The organism is Streptomyces sp. NPDC058246 (genome assembly GCF_042881985.1).
Taxonomy (GTDB): Bacteria; Actinomycetota; Actinomycetes; order Streptomycetales; family Streptomycetaceae; genus Streptomyces.
Window position 1 is genome coordinate 88,133 of sequence record NZ_JBHVWZ010000021.1, and the last position, 16,579, is coordinate 104,711.

A 16,579-nucleotide genomic window follows, 5' to 3' on the forward strand; every position below is an offset into this window, starting at 1 on the left:
CACGCGGCCGACACGACACGAGAGGAGCCATCCATGACGTACGAGGCCCTGCCGGACCGCACGCTCGACAAGCGCGAGCTCCAGGCACTCGTCGACGACCTCGCCGGCCGCCCCGGCCTCTGGCGCGAACAGGTCGCGTTCTCCGACGAGGAACGGCACTACGCCTCCCTGTACCGCGACGAGTACGTCGATGTCTGGCTGCTCTGCTGGACCCGGCAGAACGACACCGGCTGGCACGACCACGACCTCTCCTCCGGCGCGGTCGCCGTCGTCCAGGGCGCGCTGGACGAGTCCAACCCCCGCATAGGCGGCAGCCATCTGTCCGTCACCGTCGGCGCGGGTGAGTCGTTCTGTTTTGGACCGGAGCACATCCACCGGCTGACCGGCGCCACCGACGACGCGGTCTCGATCCACGCGTACTCGCCGCCGCTGTGGCGCCTCGGCCAGTACGAGATCACCGACGACGGCCTGATGCGCCGGATCTCCGTCTCGTACGCCGACGAACTGCGCCCGCTGGACGCTCCGGCCGCCTGAAACACCCCCGGCCGGCAGGGCACAAAGGAGCGTTTGTGAGAGTGACCGCGTGCGTCAGTCTCCGAAGTCGGCTGCGCAGACGACTGGAGTCGGGTGCACTGAGTAAGGCCTCCGCTCGCGGGCCGTCGGCCCCTGGCGGCTGCTCAGTCGGGTGGGACGGCTGGTTCGATGATCCGATACCCCACGCCGGGTTTGGTGGCGATGACCGGGGGGTCGCCGAGTTTGCGGCGCAGGCGGCTGATGGTCACCGTGACGGTGTTGGTGAACGGGTCGGCGTGTTCGTCCCAGACCTGTTCGAGGAGGTTTTCCGTGCTGAGGAAGGCGGGGCTCGCGTGTAGGAGGGCTTCGAGTACCGCGAATTCCTTGACGGAGAGGTCGAGTTGGTGGCCGTCGCGGCCGGCGGTGCGGCGCATCGGGTCGAGTTCGATGCCCGCCGCACTCAGGGTGCGGGACCGGGCGGCGGGGCGGCGGCGGGCCAGGGCGCGGATGCGCAGGACGAGTTCGGGGAAGTGGAAGGGCTTGGCGAGGTAGTCGTCGGCGCCCAGGGTCAGGCCGCTGACGCGGTCCCCGGGAGAAACGGCGGCGGTCAGCATCAGGACCATCACGCGGCCGTCCCCCTCGGTGATCATCTGGCAGAGGGTGTCGCCGTGGATGCCTGGCAGGTCGCGGTCGAGCACGACGACGTCGTACGCGTTGACGTCCAGCTTGGCCGCGGCGTCGAGCCCGTCGTGGGCCACGTCCACGGCCATGCCCTGGTCGCGCAGTCCCTCGGCAATGACTTCGGCGAGGGGGCGGGCGTCCTCGACCACCAGGACTCTCAACGCGCCACGCCCGTCTCTGCGTTGGGAACTTTCGCCGTCGCCCTGCCGTCCTTACGGGGGAGGGTGATGGTGACGCGCAGGCCGCCGTCGGGGTGGGCGCGCAGGTCCAGGGTGCCGTGGTGGGCCTGAGTGATGGCCGCGACGATGGAGAGGCCGAGGCCGCTGCCCTGGCCGGTGCCGGTCCGGTCGGCGCCAAGACGGCGGAAGGGCTGCGCGAGGTCCGCCACCCGCCGCTGGTCGAGGACCGGCCCGCTGGACTCGACGACGAGGGACACTGCGCCTGCATCGTCTCCTTCGGCCCGTACCACGACACTGATCCAGCCCCCAGGGTCGTTGTGCGCGATCGCGTTGTCGACCACGTTGTCGGCCACGCGGCGCAGCAGCGTCTCACTTCCCCACACCCACGCGGAGTCGTCGATCCGGTTTTCACGCACGGTCAGACCCTTGGCCGCGATGTCCTTTGCCCGTCCGCTCAGGGCGGTCAGCGCGAGTTGGCCGAGGGCGAGGCGCGCCCAGTCGGTGAACTCGCCGTGCTGAGTGCGGGCCAGGACGAGGAAGCTCTCCAGCAGCCGGTCCACCCGGTCGAGTTCGGCGCGCATCCGGGCGGCCAGCGTGGCCGTGGTCTCGGGTACCGGGCCCGGCTTGGCGAGGGCCACGTCCAGGGAGGCCCGCATCGTGGTGAGCGGGGTGCGCAGCTCGTGAGAGGCGTTGGCGACGAAGAGGCGCTGGGCGTCGAAGGAGCCCTCCAGGCGGCCGAGGAGGTCGTCGATGGTGTCGGCGAGGTCCTTCACCTCGTCGCCGGGGCCGCGGATGGCCAGGCGTTCGTGCAGGCTGTCGGCGGTGATCCGGCGGGTGGCCGCTGTCATCACGCGCAACGGGCGAAGCACCCGGCCGGCGACGAACCAGCCGAGGCCGACCGAGAGCACCGCCATGACGCCGAGGGCGATGGCGGAGCCGATCAGGATCTGCCGGGACTGGGTGTCGTGCGCCTGGGCCAACTGCTGCTCCAGCTCGTCGATGCGGCCCTGGGCCTGTGCCGCCGCGGCGGGCTGATCGGTGCCGCTGCCGGGGGCGGTCTGGCTGACCCTCGATCCTCCGGATGCCACCAGGGCCGCGATGGCGAGCAGCGCCGTGCCCGACAGCAGGAACAGCGTCACATACAAGGCGGTGAAGCGGGTGCGGGCAGTGCCACGGCGCAGGCCGAGCCGGGCAGTCAGGCCCGCGAGCCGTCGGGGCGGACCCCATTTCATCCGCATGCTCCCCTCTCACCACCGCACCAGGACACGTACCAGGCCAGGCTAAGCCGAGGCGCCTAACAGCGAGATGACAGCGGCCGTTCGGCCCCTGTAACTCGATCCGTCACAGGGTGGGGCCATGAGCGATGAGAGTACGAAGGCGACGATCGAGGTCATCGGTCTGCGTAAACGCTTCGGGCCACAGCTGGCTCTGGACGGAATGACGTTCACCGTGCGGCCCGGACGGGTGACCGGCTTCGTCGGCCCGAACGGCGCGGGCAAGTCCACCACCATGCGCGTGATCCTGGGCCTTGACGCGGCTGAGGAGGGAAAGGCCCTGGTCGACGGGGTGCTATACCGTACCCTGCGTCGCCCGCTTCGGCATCTGGGGGCACTGCTCGACGCCTCCGCGCTGCAGCCGAGCCGCACCGCCCGTAACCACCTGCTGTGGCTGGCCCACTCACAGGGCGTGCCGGCCCGGCGCGTGGACGAGGTCATCGATCAGGTTGGCCTGGGCACGGCGGCCCGGCGCAAGGCCGGCGGCTTCTCGCTGGGCATGCGCCAGCGCCTGGGGATCGCGGCGGCGCTGCTCGGTGACCCGCCGGTCGTCATGCTGGACGAGCCGTTCAACGGCCTCGACCCCGACGGCATCGTGTGGATGCGCGGCTTCCTTTCGTCGCTGGCCCGGCAGGGCCGCGCCGTCCTGGTCTCCAGTCACCTGATGAGCGAACTCCAAGACACCGCGGACCATCTCGTGGTGATCGGCCGCGGCCGGGTCGTCGCAGACGCCAGCGTGTCCGAGCTGCTCGCCGAGGCATCCGGCGGCCGGGTCACCCTGCGTACCTCCGCGCCTCCGCGCGCCGCCCAGGTCCTGCACGGCGCGGGCGCCACCGTTCTCGCCACCGGCCCCGACACCCTCGGCGTCACGGGCCTGCCCGACGAGGAGATCGTGGCCCTGCTCGCCCGGAACGGGGTGCCGTTCTCCCAGGTGTCCACGCATCGGGCGACGCTCGAAGAGGCATACATGGAGCTCACCCGGGACGCGGTGGAGTACCGGGGCATCCCGGCGATGGAGGCCACGCGATGACAGCCACCCTCACCCCTCGCCCCCCGGCCACGAGGCGCGCTGAGCGGAGCGGGTTCCTCAGGACGCTGCACGCCGAGTGGACGAAGTTCCGTACGGTACGCGGCTGGGTCCTCGCCATGGCGGGGGCGCTCCTGGTGACGATCCTGGTCGGCCTGCTCGGCACGGCCGCCCCCGCCCCCGGCGGTCGCGGCGCCGACTCCGCCTCGTACCCGAAGGGCCCCGGCGGCGAGGCCGTCAACGACAGCTTCTCCTTCATCCACAAGACGCTCACCGGCGACGGCGCCCTCACCGTTCCCCTGCGGTCGCTGACTGGTGTGGCCGACACCGGGACCGGCAAGACGGCCCAGGGCGCCCAGCCCTGGGCGAAGGCCGGGATCATCGTGAAGGAAAGCCTCACCCAGGGATCCCCGTACGCGGCGGTCATGGCCACCGGCGGCCACGGCGTACGCATGCAGTACAACTACACGCACGACACGGCGGGCCCTTCCGGCAAGGTCTCCCAGGAGTCCCCGCGCTGGCTGCGCCTGGTCCGCTCCGGTGACAGTCTCACCGGTTCCACCTCCACCGACGGCTCCCACTGGACCAAGGTCGGCCATGCGAAGCTGCCGAGACTTGCGCGCACCGTGCAGGCCGGGCTTTTCGCGACGTCACCGGAGGCGAAGCAGGACACGGCGGCGGGCGCGGGCTTCAGCCCTGCCGTGGCCACCGGCACCTTCGGCCGCCCCGCTCTCACCGGCGACTGGTCCCAGGGGGCGTGGAGCGGCACACAGGTGGGCGGCGACGCGGGCACCTCCGGCAGCTACACGAACACCACCAAGGGCGGCTTCACCCAGACCGACGGCGGCGGGTTCACCGTGACCGGGGCCGGTGACATCGCACCGGTCGTCGGCGGGCCCGTCATGGGCGTCGGCTTCTGCGTCGAGAACTTCCTTGTCGGCACCTTCGCCGGGCTGATCGTGGTGATCGCCGTGGGCACGGTGTTCATCACTGGCGAGTACCGGCGCGGTCTGCTGCGTACGACCATGGCGGCAACTCCCCTGCGGGGCCGGGTGCTTGGTGCCAAGGCGCTGGTGGCCGGCGCCGTCGCGTTCGCCATGGGCCTGGTGGCCGCCGCGATCACCATTCCCATCGGGGAACGCAGCGCGCTCGGCAGGGGCTTCCATGTCTTCCCCGCAACGTCGGCGACCGAAGTGCGCGTCATGGTCGGCACCGGCCTGCTCTGCGCGGCCGCCGCCGTGCTCGCCCTCGGCGTCGGTGCCCTGCTGCGGCGCAGCGGCACGGCGGTCGCCCTGGTCATCGCGTCGATCGTGCTGCCCTTCCTGCTTGCCACCTCCGGCGTACTGCCCCCGGGCGTCTCGGAGTGGCTGCTGCGGGTGACCCCGGCTGCGGGCTTTGCCATCCAGCAGACTCTGCCGCAGTACGCACAGGTGCTCAGCGTGTACGAACCGTCGACCGGCTACTACCCGCTGGCGCCCTGGGCCGGCCTCGCCGTGCTGTGCGGATACGCCGCGCTCGCCTTCGGTCTGGCCATGGTGCGGCTGCGCGGGAGGGACGTATGAGTCTCCTGAGCGGTGCACGACTCACGAGCACGGCGGACGGCGCATGGCGAGGGGACTTCGGCCGCGCCCTGCGCGCGGAGTGGACAAAGCTGCGCACCGCAGGGGAAATGGGCAGGTTGCTCCTGCTCGCCGTCGCGCTGACCGTGGCCGTCGGCTGCGGCATCGCCAAGGCCGTGAAGTGCCCGGACGCGGGGTGCGGCCAGGACGCCGTCAAGCTCGCCCTGACCGGCGTCACCGTCGGGCAGGCGGTCATCGCCGTCTTCGCGGTGCTGGCTGTCAGCGGCGAGTACGGCACCGGCATGATCCGCACCACGTTCACGGCGTTGCCGAACCGGCTCACCGTCCTCACCGCCAAGGCGACGGTTCTCACCACGGTCGTCCTGGCCTCCGGGACGGTTGCTGTCCTGGCCTCCCTCCTCGTCGGCCGCTACATCCTGTCCGGCAACGGATTCACCGAAGCGCACGGCTATGCCCCGCTGTCCCTGGCCGACGGCCCGACCCTGCGCGCGGCCGTGGGCTCGGTCCTCTACCTCGTCCTCATCGCCCTGCTCGGCCTCGGCGTGGCGACCGCGGTACGGGAGGCGGCGAGCGCCATCGGGATCGTGCTCGGGCTGCTCTACCTCTTCCCGGTCGTCACCGGGGTGGTCAACGACCCGGAGTGGCAGCGCCACCTCCAGCAGATCTCGCCCATGACCGCCGGGCTCGCGATCCAAGCCACCGTCCATCTGCACGAGCTGCCCATCGGCCCATGGGCCGGCCTGGGCGTGCTCGCCACGTGGGCCGCGGCCGCGCTGCTGGTCGGCAGCCTGCTGCTGCACAGGCGCGACGCGTAGCCGAATCGAGCCGTCCGCGAGCACGGTGGCTTCCGGCCCCTCCCCGGCCCGGCACCTCACCCGGTCAACGATCCAGCCGATCGGGAGCGACGCCGGGCGGGCGGGTCTTCAGGATGCCGACCCGGACCCACTGTCCGCCGCCGATCGGGCGGCTTCCGCCTCGGGCACGGTGCGAGGGCCGGGCGGCGTACATCGCCCTGATCATGGTGGCCGGCACGGCGGTCGCCCTGCTCGGCAAGGACAGCTTCCTGTCCTCCTTCAAGGACTTCCTGCTCTTCCTGCTGACCTTCTTCACCCCGTGGTCGGCGATCAACCTGGTCGACTACTACCTGATCTCCAAGGAGCGATACGACATCCCCGCCCTGTCGGACCCCCACGGCCGCTACGGAGCGTGGCGCTGGGACGCGCTCGGGGTGTACGCGGCGGGGCTGCTCGCCCAACTGCCGTTCCTCGCGACGAGCTTCTGCACGGGCCCGTTCGTGGCGCCGCTCGGCGGTGCGGATGTCTCGTGGATCGTGGGTCTCGTCGTACCGGCGCTGCTGTATTGGCTGGTCGCACGGCGCAACACGGCGCACATCCCGGAGCGGACGGCGTATGCGCCGGTACCCGATCAAGATCCGGTATCGCCGCGGCGATGATCTGACGACGAATCAACCAAGTGTCGTTAAACCGACACTCAGGGTGACTCTCCGGGTGCGTACGGTGAATGTGCGCTTCAGGCACAACTGGCGCTACAGGCACAACTCCTGAGGGAGCGTCATGCCCTCGAACCGCAGGGCCTTTCTGGCGGCCACCACCGCCGCGTTCACCACGACTCCGGCCGTGTCGGCCGCCGCCGCGCCCCATCGGGATGCGGATCCGGGACCACCTCCACGTCCACTGCCACATCCACCCCCACTTCCACATCCGCATCCGCATCCGACCACTGCGCGGGAAGCGCTCGCCGCGCTTCTCGCGGGCAATCGGCGGTACGCCGCCGGGCACCCCCGGCATCCGCACGAGGGACGCACCCGGCGGCATGTCCTCGCCGCCGAGCAGCACCCCTTCGCTGTCGTCGTCGGGTGCGTCGACTCCCGGGTGCCGCCCGAGCTGGTCTTCGACCAGGGGCTCGGGGACCTGCTCTGCATAAGGACCGCGGGCCAGGTGCTCGACGAGGCGGTGCTCGGGTCCATCCAGTACGGGGTCGAGGTGCTGCACATTCCGCTGGTGCTGGTGTTGGGGCACGAGCGGTGTGGGGCGGTGGCGGCGACGCTGGCGTATCTGCGGGACGGGACGCCGGTACCGGGGCACCTCCGGCTGCTGGTGGACGAGATCGCTCCTGCGGCGTGGCGGACCCGGGCGATGCCAGGCGACTGGGCGGAGCACACCGTGCGGGCCCATGCCGCATGGGTGCGGGACGCCATCCGGGCGGACCCGGCGTTCTCCTCCGCCACCGTGGCCGCCGCCCGCTTCGACCTCGACACCGGGCGTGTGGGCCTGCTGCCCTGAGCCCCCTCTTTCACCGCACCCGGTCTTTCCCGGCACCCGGCGCTGTCGGCTGTACCCACCCTCCCCCAGCTCTCGACGCCGCTCGGCCAGGGACCCCCATCGACCCCTCCCCCCGCAACGATCGCCCACAGCGGTAACACCGGACGCTTCTCCCCCAACTCCGCGAAGAAGTCACGCACTCTGATGAACCACTCCCCTGCCCTCACCCGGGCTCTCTCCGTCCTGCCCTCCGCCGCCGACTTTCGTTCCATGACGCGCGCCCCTCGGCGCGACCTGCTCTGTGGGCTCACCGTCGCCGTGGTGGCCCTTCCGCTCGCCCTCGGGTTCGGGGTGACCTCCGGGTTGGGGGCCGCGTCCGGGCTGGTCACCGCGATCGTCGCGGGGGCGCTGGCCGCGTTGTTCGGGGGATCGGCGAGGCAGGTCAGTGGGCCCACGGGGGCGATGACGGTCGTGCTGGTGCCGATCGTGCACGAGTACGGCGCCGACGGCGTGCTGACCGTCGGGCTGATCGCGGGAGTGATGCTGCTGGCACTGGCGTTCGCGCGGGCCGGGGCCGCGATGGCCTATGTGCCCGCGCCGGTGATCGCCGGGTTCACGGTCGGCATCGCCTGTGTGATCGCCTTGCAGCAGGTGCCGTCGGCGCTGGGGGTGCCCGTACCGCACGGGGAACAGGTCGCGGCGGTGGCGGCGCGGGCGGCGGAGGAGTTCGAGCGGACCCCGCAGTGGGCGGCGCTCGCGCTGTCGCTGGGGGCGGCGGCGGTGATGCTGGCCGGCGCCCGGTGGAAGCCGGGGGTGCCGTTCTCACTGGTCGCGGTGGCGGCGGCGACCCTCGCGGCGGAGGGGCTCGGCCTGCACGTGACCCGGATCGGCAGCCTGCCCGCCTCCCTCCCCGCTCCTTCCCTGGCCTTCCTCGACCCCGCCCGCGTGCCCTCCCTGCTCGCGCCCGCCGCCGCGGTCGCGGCCCTCGCCGCCCTGGAGTCCCTGCTGTCGGCCTCGGTGGCGGACGGCATGCGCCCGGGTGAGCGCCACGACCCCGGCAAGGAGCTCTTCGGCCAGGGCATCGCCAACCTCGCGGCCCCGCTGTTCGGCGGCGTACCGGCTACGGGTGCGATCGCTCGTACGGCCGTCAACGTCCGTACCGGAGCGGCCTCGCGGCTGGCCGCCCTCACGCACGCGGTGATCCTCGCCGGGATCGTCGCGGCGGCCGCCCCGCTGGTGGCGCGTATTCCGCTGGCCGCGCTGGCGGGGGTGCTGCTCGCCACCGCCGTACGGATGGTGGAGACGGGCGCCGTACGGGCGATGGCGCGGGCCACGCGCGGCGACGCGCTGGTGCTGGCGCTCACCGCGTGCGCGACGCTCGCCCTCGATCTGGTGCGGGCGGTGCTGCTGGGCCTCGCGGTGTCCGTGCTGCTCGCCCTGCGCGCGGCGGTACGGGGCAGTCGGCTCACCCCCGCCGCGGCCGACGAGGCACCGGGATGCGCGGAGGTGACGTACCGCTTCGACGGGCCGCTGCTCTTCGCCGCGGCCCATCGTTTCCGGCGCAGCCTCGCGGACGTGCACGGGGTGTCGGCGGTCGACCTGCGGATGTCGGGGCTGACCGCCGTGGACGCGACGGGCGCGCTGGCGCTGAAGGACGCGGTGGGGGATCTGCGCGGCCGGGGCATCGAGGTCCGCATCACCGGAGTCGAACGAGGTCACCGCAAGGTCCTGGAGTCGCTCGGGGTGCTGTCGGGGGCGCAGCCCAGTGCGAACAGGGGGGCTATCCCCAGTGCCACGGGGGCCGCTGCTCCCTAACCTGAGCACCATGACCGGTATGGAGGCGCGCGGCGACGCCGAACTGAAGAAGGAACTCGACGCCACCCTGCACGCGCGCAGGGAACTGGGCGAGGAGTACGAGTCCGCGCTGGTCGACTCGTTCCTGGAGAAGGTCGAACAGCGCCTCGACGGCGCGGTCGACCGCCGGGTGCGGCGCCAGCTCGCCGAACAGCAGATGGTGGTGGCCCGCGGCGCGCGCTCACCGCAGTCGTCCGACTCCTGGGGCGAACGTTTCGGCTTCGGGATCGTCTCGCTCGTCCTCGCGATCCCGCTCTCCGCGATCGGCGGCGGTGTCGGGAACCTGCCCGGCCTGCTGGTCGCCTGGGGCGGCATCGTGGGCGTCAACGTGGTCCAGGCCGCGCGCGTCACGCCGAACTTCTTCGGCCGCCGCAAGGACACGTCACAGGGCTCGGACTGGGACGAGTAACCCTGTTCTTGAAGCTACGAATGCCGTGGCCACCGATCGGTGAACCACGACGGCGAGCGACCAGGTCCGCGAGAGCCGACCGGGTCCGCGAGAGCGGCGCCGGCTCCGGCGCAGAGACAGGGCCCGGCACCTTCACAGGTGCCGGGCCCTCTCCACGTGTTGCGCGGGGACCGCCGCACCCCCGTTACCGGGGGGCGGGACGACGGCGGTCCCCGCGAGGGACGCGGGCCGGGTCAGGGCCGGGCTTGCGCGTCCTAGGCGTCCATGGAGGTCCGGGAGCCGCTCCGGAGGTCCTTGGCGCCGTTTTCGGTGTCGGCCGGGGCGGGGAGCCGCTCCCGCCCTGCCGACACCCACTAATGTGACGGACCCGTGTTAAGCGGGTGCTGCGCGGACGTGACGCGCTCGTACCACTTCCGCGAAGTTCCCCGTCGCAAGAGCCGGAAGATCCCTCTTGGGTGGGGTACTTCGGGAAACGTTCTTCCTGCCCCGGCAGGAAGCCCCCGCTCGCGGCGCACCCGATCACCACCGCTCGGCGCTGCGGCCTACTGCTTGGCGCCGCCCTTGGCGAGGAAGGAGAGCAGGTCCTGGCGGCTGACGACGCCGGTGGGCTTGCCCTCGACGAGGACGATCGCGGCGTCGGCGCCGCCGAGCACGGACATCAGGTCGCCGACCGGCTCGCCCGAGCCGACCTGCGGCAGCGGCGCCGACATGTGCTTCTCCAGCGGGTCCTCCAGGGAGGCCCGCTGGGTGAACAGCGCGTCGAGCAGCTCGCGTTCGACGACCGACCCGATGACCTCGGCGGCCATCACGTCCGGGTGACCGGCGCCCGGCTTCACGATCGGCATCTGCGAGACGCCGTACTCGCGCAGCACCTCGATGGCCTCGCCGACCGTCTCCTCCGGGTGCATGTGGACGAGGGAGGGGATGGAGCCGCCGGCCTTGTCGTTCAGGACGTCGGCGACGCGCGCGCTCGGGCCCGCGTCCTCCAGGAAGCCGTAGTCGGCCATCCACTCGTCGTTGAAGATCTTGCTGAGGTAGCCGCGCCCGCTGTCGGGGAGGAGGACGACCACGACGTCGTCCGGCCCGAGCCGCTCGGCCACCCGCAGCGCGGCGACGACCGCCATGCCGCAGGAGCCGCCGACCAGCAGTCCCTCTTCCTTCGCGAGCCGCCGCGTCATCTGGAAGGAGTCCTTGTCGGACACGGCGACGATCTCGTCGGCGACCGTCCGGTCGTACGCCGTCGGCCAGAAGTCCTCGCCGACACCCTCGACGAGATACGGCCGCCCGGAGCCTCCGGAGTACACAGAGCCCTCGGGGTCGGCGCCGATGACCTGGACGCGACCCTCACTGGCGTCCTTCAGGTAGCGGCCGGTCCCGGAGATGGTGCCGCCGGTGCCCACACCCGCCACGAAATGGGTGATCTTCCCCTCCGTCTGCTCCCACAGCTCGGGGCCGGTGGAGTGATAGTGCGACAGGGGGTTGTTCGGGTTGGAGTACTGGTCCGGCTTCCAGGCGCCGGGCGTCTCGCGCACCAGCCGGTCGGAGACGTTGTAGTACGAGTCCGGGTGCTCGGGGTCGACGGCGGTCGGGCAGACGACGACCTCGGCGCCGTACGCGCGCAGCACGTTGATCTTGTCCGTGGAGACCTTGTCCGGGCAGACGAAGATGCACTTGTAGCCCTTCTGCTGGGCCACGATGGCGAGGCCCACACCGGTGTTTCCACTGGTGGGCTCGACAATCGTGCCACCGGGCTTGAGGGCGCCGCTCTCCTCCGCGGCCTCGATCATGCGCAGGGCGATGCGGTCCTTCACGGACCCGCCGGGGTTGAAGTACTCAACCTTCGCCAGGACGGTCGCCTGGATGCCCGCGGTCACGTTGTTGAGCCTCACCAGCGGGGTGTTGCCGACGAGGCTGATCATCGAGTCGTGGAATTGCACCGTTGTCTCCGGAGCTGCGTTTCAAAAGGAATGGTCCCGTCAGCCTAAGGCCCTGGGGGACCGTCACGCGCCGTTGAGATTGGCCGACCTGCTTCACGGGGCAAGCAGTGGTTGTACGGCTACGAGGAGGTGGCGGCGACGGATGTCGAGCTTGTCGAGGGCGAGGGTGGCTCGGCGCATCGCGGCGGGCGCTGCGTACGGCGGTGGTGGGATCGGCCTGGTGGGGGCGGCAGCAGTCGGCCTGGTACTGGCCGAGGTGCAGATGGCGAAGCGCCATGTGGGCAACGGACACAGTCACGCGCCGCGCGCGGACGGACTGTACGGGTACGCGTACACCGGTCCTGACGAACCGCCCCTGCGTCTGACGATGCTCGGCGACTCCACGGCCGCGGGCCAGGGGGTGCACCGGGCCCGCCAGACGCCGGGCGCACTGCTGGCCTCCGGGCTCGCGGCGGTGGCCGAGCGGCCGGTGGAGCTGTGCAACGTGGCGCTGCCCGGGGCCCAGTCGGACGACCTGGACCGGCAGGTGGCACTCGCGCTCGCGGACACCACGCGGGTGCCCGACATCTGCGTGATCATGATCGGCGCGAACGATGTCACACACCGGATGCCGCCGACGCGCTCGGTGCGGCATCTGTCGTCCGCGGTGCGCCGGCTGCGCACCGCCGGTGCGGAGGTCGTGGTCGGCACGTGTCCCGACCTGGGGACGGTCGAGCAGGTGCAGCAGCCGCTGCGGTGGCTGGCCCGGCGGGCGTCGCGGCAGCTGGCCGCCGCGCAGACGATCGGTACGGTCGAGCAGGGAGGCCGCACGGTGTCACTGGGCGACCTGCTCGGCCCCGAGTTCGAGGCGAATCCGCGGGAGCTCTTCGGGCCCGACAACTACCACCCCTCGGCGGAGGGGTACGCGACCGCGGCGATGGCGGTGCTTCCCACCGTGTGCGCGGCGCTGGGGCTGTGGCCGGCGGAGGAGGAGCGTCCGGACGTGTCCCGTCGGGAGGGCTTCCTGCCGGTGGCCCGTGCGGCGGCCGAGGCGGCGTCCGAGCCCGGCACCGAGGTCACGGCCGCCATGCCCACCGGCCCGCGCGGGCCCTGGGCCCTCCTCAAGCGCCGCCGGCGCCGGCGGCTCCCGGCCACGGACCCGGCTCCGGCGCCGTCCCCCTGACCGGCGGGAGTCCGGCGGGCATCTTCTCTCCCCGGAGGGGCCGCATTTCAGCCCCTCCGGATTTCAGCCCGTCCGGATTTCAGCCCGTCCGGGATTGAGGACGAGGCCGTTCAGGCCGATGCGGGGGTCTGAGGGCGGCAGCCCCCAGGAACAAGGGACGGGTAGGCGCGGAGGCGCGGAGGCGCGGAGGCGCGGAGGCGCGGAGGCGCGGAGGCGCGGAGGCGCGGAGGCGCGGAGGCGCGGAGGCGCGGAGGCGCGGAAAAGCAAGCGCTTAGAAAAGTGCGGCCGGAGTCACACGCCCAGAGCGGTGACCTCCACGGTACGTGCGGGTAACTTCCCCAACAGACCTGCCCGTCACCCCCGTACGCCAATGGAGCCGTGATGCCCGAAGCCGTGATCGTCTCAGCCGCCCGCTCCCCGATCGGCCGCGCCTTCAAGGGCTCCCTGAAGGACGTACGCCCCGACGACCTGACCGCCACGATCATCCAGACCGCCCTCGCCAAGGTTCCCGAGCTGGACCCGAAGGACATAGACGACCTGATGCTCGGCTGCGGTCTCCCCGGCGGCGAGCAGGGCCACAACCTCGCCCGCATCGTGGCCGTGCAGATGGGCATGGACCACCTCCCGGGCTGCACCGTCACCCGCTACTGTTCCTCCTCCCTCCAGACCTCCCGGATGGCCCTGCACGCCATCAAGGCGGGCGAGGGCGACGTCTTCATCTCCGCGGGCGTGGAGATGGTGTCCCGCTCCGTCAAGGGCACCTCCGACGGCCTTCCCGACACCCACAACCCCCTCTTCGCCGAGGCGGAGGCCCGCACCGCCGCCGTCGCGCAGACGGAGGGCTCGACCTGGCACGACCCGCGCGAGGACGGCCTGATCCCGGACGCGTACATCGCGATGGGCCAGACCGCCGAGAACCTGGCCCGCCTGAAGGGCGTCACCCGCCAGGACATGGACGAGTTCGGCGTCCGTTCGCAGAACCTCGCCGAGGAAGCCATCAAGAACGGCTTCTGGGAGCGGGAGATCACCCCGATCACGACCCCGGACGGCACGGTCGTCTCCAAGGACGACGGTCCGCGCGCGGGCGTGTCGCTGGAAGGCGTCCAGGGCCTCAAGCCCGTCTTCCGCCCGGACGGACTCGTCACGGCCGGCAACTGCTGCCCGCTGAACGACGGCGCCGCCGCCCTCGTGATCATGTCCGACACCAAGGCCCGCGAGCTCGGCCTCACCCCGCTCGCCCGCATCGTCTCGACCGGCGTCACCGGCCTGTCCCCCGAGATCATGGGTCTCGGCCCGGTGGAGGCCAGCAAGCAGGCCCTCCGGCGCGCCGGCCTGACCGTCGACGACATAGACCTGTTCGAGATCAACGAGGCCTTCGCCGCCCAGGTGATCCCGAGCTACCGCGACCTGAACATCCCGCTGGACAAGCTGAACGTGAACGGCGGCGCGATCGCCGTCGGCCACCCCTTCGGCATGACCGGAGCCCGCATCACCGGCACGCTCATCAACAGCCTCCAGTTCCACGACAAGCAGTTCGGCCTGGAGACGATGTGCGTCGGCGGCGGCCAGGGCATGGCGATGGTCATCGAGCGCCTGAGCTAGTTCCGTAGCTGTCACCGGAGTTGAACCCTGCGTGACCGAATCGGCCCGGAACCCGGTAACCACCGGGGTTCCGGGCCGATTTGTGATCCAATCCGCCCCAAGATGTGACCTATCTCCCTCGGGAGAGGGATTTACGCAGGTCAGAGCAGTTGCGCAAGTAAACATCAGGGCCAAAGTCCTGTCCCTTTCGTGACGTTACGCACTGACAGTTGGATAGTCCGCCCTTCAAGCTGATGTAGGAAGTCGGGGGTCGACTTTGAACCGGGAGTACGTCAGTGAGCGCCATGCCGATTGCTTTGCTGCTCACCACCGCCGCGACCGCGGCCGTGGGCGTCGCCGTTCTGCGCACCCTGCAGGGTCTGCGCAGGCAGGTCGCGGCCCTGCACACCGAACTGGCCGAGAGCCGCGCCATGACCGCCGCACGCGGTCTGGTCCCGGCTGCCCGCGCGGCCGCCGACACGGATGAGATACGCGCCGCCGTGGCCGAGGCGCTCGCCGAGGAGCGGGAGCGGGAGCTCGCCGAGGCCCGGGCTTTCTGGGCGGCCCAGGAGGCGCGTGACGCCTCGGACGCGCCCTCGCTGCTCGGCCTGCCCGACAGCGAGCTGTTCATGCCGCGCCCGTCGGACTTCGTGGGCCTGGAGCCCCTGGAGCCGGTGACCGAGGCCGGCCTGGAGGCCGAGGAGTTCGCCGGCGGCACCCCGCTGGACGAAGCCCTCGGGGGAGACTCGCCCGAACTGGCCGCCGCCCGCCGCCGGCACCCCTCTCACCCGGACTTCGTACCGGTCCAGTCACCTGTCGTGAACGACCATGAGCGCACGGTGGCCTGCCTGGAGGAACTCGCCGAGTCCGGCACCGAGCTGGCCGACGTCCGCCCCGGCCCACTGGGCACCCTCGACGTCTACGTCTTCGCCGACGGTACGACCCTGTGCATGACCCCGGGCCACCGCGAGACCGCGGAGCGACTGGCCGCCGCCCTGCGCGCCGGCGAGACCCCGTTCCTGCTCGGCGGCTCCGGCGTCTCGGGCGCGTACGCCCTGACGTTCGCCTGCGGCGAGGAGAACGTCTACATCCTGGCGGACCGCGTCATAGCGTCGCTGTAGCGGCGGCGGGCGGGAACTTCCCGCGAGCGCGGGGGCCTGTCCCGCAAGCTCGGGGGCTTGTCCCGCAAGCGCCGGGACCTGCCCCGCAAACTCGGGGACCCGCCCCGCAAACTCAGGGACCTGCCCGCAAGCTCGAGGACGGACGGTTGACCGGCCGCGAGTCCGTCGTGGCTGGTCGCGCGGTTCCCCGCGCCCCTCAGGGGGCGTCGGCATCACCCATGGAACGCCCTCGCGCCGGAGTCGATCGCAAGATCAGACCCCGGCGCGTTTCTGTGCCTCCGCCACGAGAGTGACCGCGTCCGCCAGTTCCTCCTCGTCTTTCAGTACGAGCGCCAAATCGTGCGCGGCGACGGTGATTTGATCGGCGGCCGCGAACATGCCCGCGTCGGGCATCTCCCGGGGCTCTCCGGAGGGGTCCTCCACTCGCTGGGCACGCAGTGCCAACTCCCTGGCCAGACCCAGTGCCTCGGCGGCGGCCCCCCGTTGCAGGCGGCTCTGCGGCGCGGCCCGCAACCGGTCGGCGAAGTGGTCCACGGCACGGGTCAACGGCGTCGTATCAAGCACGCGGCGAGCGTACGCGCCACGGCAGGACTGTTGCCAACAACCCAACCCTCAGGCACGGTGGCGTGAAGGACCGGCTTACATCCCCATTGCGTCCGGAGGCGCCGATGTCCCAAGTCTTCTCCGAGGAGACCCATCGCAATCTGCTCGCCCGCATCCCCCACTGCACCGGTCGTGAAATCTCCGACTGGCTGCGCACCGTCGACGAAGGCCCCGCTCTCTTCCGCTTCGAGGAGAAGGTCAGCTGGCTCCGCGCCGAGCACGACCTCGCGTACGGCCACGCCAAGGCGATCATTCACGAGTACGACATGAGGAGGGCCGCGCGCAAACTGCTCTGAGCGCGCACCACCGCGATGACAGGCACCCGACGACACAGCGACGAAGGGCCCGCGAACCGGGGCGGTTCGCGGGCCCTTCC

General features: G+C 71.5%; 15 protein-coding genes and 1 pseudogene. 12 read left to right on the forward strand and 4 right to left on the reverse strand.

Annotated elements, in window-relative coordinates:
• Window positions 1–33: 33 nt before the first annotated feature.
• On the forward strand, window positions 34–534 hold the full coding sequence (locus ACFVXA_RS27105; RefSeq protein WP_390027080.1) for a cysteine dioxygenase: 501 nt from the start codon (window positions 34–36) through the stop codon (window positions 532–534).
• A 143-nt stretch (window positions 535–677) separates the two neighbouring features.
• Here the strand turns inward: ACFVXA_RS27105 and ACFVXA_RS27110 are convergent, their stop codons facing one another.
• Window positions 678–1,355: a response regulator transcription factor gene (locus tag ACFVXA_RS27110; RefSeq protein WP_362028300.1), complete on the reverse strand. Its 678-nt coding sequence runs from the start codon at window positions 1,353–1,355 to the stop codon at window positions 678–680.
• Window positions 1,352–2,605 (reverse strand): sensor histidine kinase, encoded by a 1,254-nt coding sequence (locus tag ACFVXA_RS27115; protein WP_390027083.1) that lies wholly within the window; start codon window positions 2,603–2,605, stop codon window positions 1,352–1,354. Before ACFVXA_RS27115 ends, ACFVXA_RS27110 begins: the two co-directional genes overlap by 4 nt.
• A 124-nt stretch (window positions 2,606–2,729) precedes the next feature.
• Here ACFVXA_RS27115 and ACFVXA_RS27120 point away from each other — a divergent pair, with 124 nt between their 5' ends.
• The 7 genes and pseudogenes from ACFVXA_RS27120 (at window position 2,730) to ACFVXA_RS27150 (ending at window position 9,799) form a co-directional block, all read left to right on the forward strand.
• Window positions 2,730–3,677 (forward strand): ATP-binding cassette domain-containing protein, encoded by a 948-nt coding sequence (locus ACFVXA_RS27120; RefSeq protein ID WP_390027086.1) that lies wholly within the window; start codon window positions 2,730–2,732, stop codon window positions 3,675–3,677.
• Entirely contained in the window at window positions 3,674–5,236 is a 1,563-nt protein-coding gene (locus ACFVXA_RS27125) for an ABC transporter permease subunit (RefSeq protein ID WP_383903721.1), read from the forward strand. Before ACFVXA_RS27120 ends, ACFVXA_RS27125 begins: the two co-directional genes overlap by 4 nt.
• Complete coding sequence (locus tag ACFVXA_RS27130) at window positions 5,233–6,069, forward strand: ABC transporter permease (protein ID WP_390027089.1); 837 nt, start codon at window positions 5,233–5,235, stop codon at window positions 6,067–6,069. The genes ACFVXA_RS27125 and ACFVXA_RS27130 overlap by 4 nt, the downstream gene beginning before the upstream one ends.
• Window positions 6,070–6,245: 176 nt before the next feature.
• A pseudogene (locus tag ACFVXA_RS27135) lies at window positions 6,246–6,707 on the forward strand (cytosine permease); the annotation flags it as partial.
• Window positions 6,708–6,828: 121 nt separating this feature from the next.
• Window positions 6,829–7,557 (forward strand): carbonic anhydrase, encoded by a 729-nt coding sequence (locus tag ACFVXA_RS27140; RefSeq protein ID WP_390027093.1) that lies wholly within the window; start codon window positions 6,829–6,831, stop codon window positions 7,555–7,557.
• A 249-nt stretch (window positions 7,558–7,806) separates the two neighbouring features.
• Entirely contained in the window at window positions 7,807–9,351 is a 1,545-nt protein-coding gene (locus tag ACFVXA_RS27145; RefSeq protein WP_390027096.1) for a SulP family inorganic anion transporter, read from the forward strand.
• A gap of 10 nt (window positions 9,352–9,361) precedes the next feature.
• Window positions 9,362–9,799: a hypothetical protein gene (locus tag ACFVXA_RS27150; protein ID WP_362028319.1), complete on the forward strand. Its 438-nt coding sequence runs from the start codon at window positions 9,362–9,364 to the stop codon at window positions 9,797–9,799.
• Between the two features lie 542 nt (window positions 9,800–10,341).
• Here the strand turns inward: ACFVXA_RS27150 and ACFVXA_RS27155 are convergent.
• Window positions 10,342–11,736, reverse strand: coding sequence for a cystathionine beta-synthase (locus ACFVXA_RS27155; protein WP_362028322.1), 1,395 nt, complete (start codon window positions 11,734–11,736; stop codon window positions 10,342–10,344).
• 142 nt (window positions 11,737–11,878) lie between these two features.
• Between ACFVXA_RS27155 and ACFVXA_RS27160 the strand changes: the two genes are divergently transcribed.
• The 3 genes from ACFVXA_RS27160 (at window position 11,879) to ACFVXA_RS27170 (ending at window position 15,600) form a co-directional block, all read left to right on the forward strand.
• Window positions 11,879–12,898: an SGNH/GDSL hydrolase family protein gene (locus ACFVXA_RS27160; protein ID WP_362028325.1), complete on the forward strand. Its 1,020-nt coding sequence runs from the start codon at window positions 11,879–11,881 to the stop codon at window positions 12,896–12,898.
• Between the two features lie 381 nt (window positions 12,899–13,279).
• Window positions 13,280–14,500 carry an acetyl-CoA C-acetyltransferase gene (locus ACFVXA_RS27165; protein ID WP_362028328.1) on the forward strand — a complete coding sequence of 407 codons (1,221 nt, stop codon included), beginning with the start codon at window positions 13,280–13,282 and terminating at the stop codon, window positions 14,498–14,500.
• A 284-nt stretch (window positions 14,501–14,784) separates the two neighbouring features.
• The gene (locus ACFVXA_RS27170; protein ID WP_362028330.1) at window positions 14,785–15,600 is read left to right on the forward strand and encodes a hypothetical protein; all 816 of its coding nucleotides are present in this window, start codon (window positions 14,785–14,787) and stop codon (window positions 15,598–15,600) included.
• Between the two features lie 252 nt (window positions 15,601–15,852).
• Here ACFVXA_RS27170 and ACFVXA_RS27175 read toward each other — a convergent pair whose 3' ends face one another.
• Window positions 15,853–16,164, reverse strand: coding sequence for a hypothetical protein (locus ACFVXA_RS27175; protein WP_362028333.1), 312 nt, complete (start codon window positions 16,162–16,164; stop codon window positions 15,853–15,855).
• A 104-nt stretch (window positions 16,165–16,268) separates the two neighbouring features.
• Here ACFVXA_RS27175 and ACFVXA_RS27180 point away from each other — a divergent pair, with 104 nt between their 5' ends.
• Window positions 16,269–16,499, forward strand: a complete 231-nt coding sequence (locus ACFVXA_RS27180) for a DUF4287 domain-containing protein (RefSeq protein WP_362028336.1) — start codon at window positions 16,269–16,271, stop codon at window positions 16,497–16,499.
• The last annotated feature ends 80 nt before the right edge of the window (window positions 16,500–16,579 follow it).

Excerpts from the sequence above, each read along its gene's own strand:
- ACFVXA_RS27105 (WP_390027080.1), top strand. The coding sequence starts at position 34 with ATGACGTACGAGGCCCTGCCGGACCGCACGCTCGACAAGCGCGAGCTC.
- ACFVXA_RS27115 (WP_390027083.1), bottom strand. The coding sequence starts at position 2,605 with ATGAAATGGGGTCCGCCCCGACGGCTCGCGGGCCTGACTGCCCGGCTC.
- ACFVXA_RS27120 (WP_390027086.1), top strand. The coding sequence starts at position 2,730 with ATGAGCGATGAGAGTACGAAGGCGACGATCGAGGTCATCGGTCTGCGT.
- ACFVXA_RS27125 (WP_383903721.1), top strand. The coding sequence starts at position 3,674 with ATGACAGCCACCCTCACCCCTCGCCCCCCGGCCACGAGGCGCGCTGAG.
- ACFVXA_RS27130 (WP_390027089.1), top strand. The coding sequence starts at position 5,233 with ATGAGTCTCCTGAGCGGTGCACGACTCACGAGCACGGCGGACGGCGCA.
- ACFVXA_RS27140 (WP_390027093.1), top strand. The coding sequence starts at position 6,829 with ATGCCCTCGAACCGCAGGGCCTTTCTGGCGGCCACCACCGCCGCGTTC.
- ACFVXA_RS27145 (WP_390027096.1), top strand. The coding sequence starts at position 7,807 with ATGACGCGCGCCCCTCGGCGCGACCTGCTCTGTGGGCTCACCGTCGCC.
- ACFVXA_RS27150 (WP_362028319.1), top strand. The coding sequence starts at position 9,362 with ATGACCGGTATGGAGGCGCGCGGCGACGCCGAACTGAAGAAGGAACTC.
- ACFVXA_RS27160 (WP_362028325.1), top strand. The coding sequence starts at position 11,879 with ATGTCGAGCTTGTCGAGGGCGAGGGTGGCTCGGCGCATCGCGGCGGGC.
- ACFVXA_RS27165 (WP_362028328.1), top strand. The coding sequence starts at position 13,280 with ATGCCCGAAGCCGTGATCGTCTCAGCCGCCCGCTCCCCGATCGGCCGC.
- ACFVXA_RS27170 (WP_362028330.1), top strand. The coding sequence starts at position 14,785 with ATGCCGATTGCTTTGCTGCTCACCACCGCCGCGACCGCGGCCGTGGGC.
- ACFVXA_RS27180 (WP_362028336.1), top strand. The coding sequence starts at position 16,269 with ATGTCCCAAGTCTTCTCCGAGGAGACCCATCGCAATCTGCTCGCCCGC.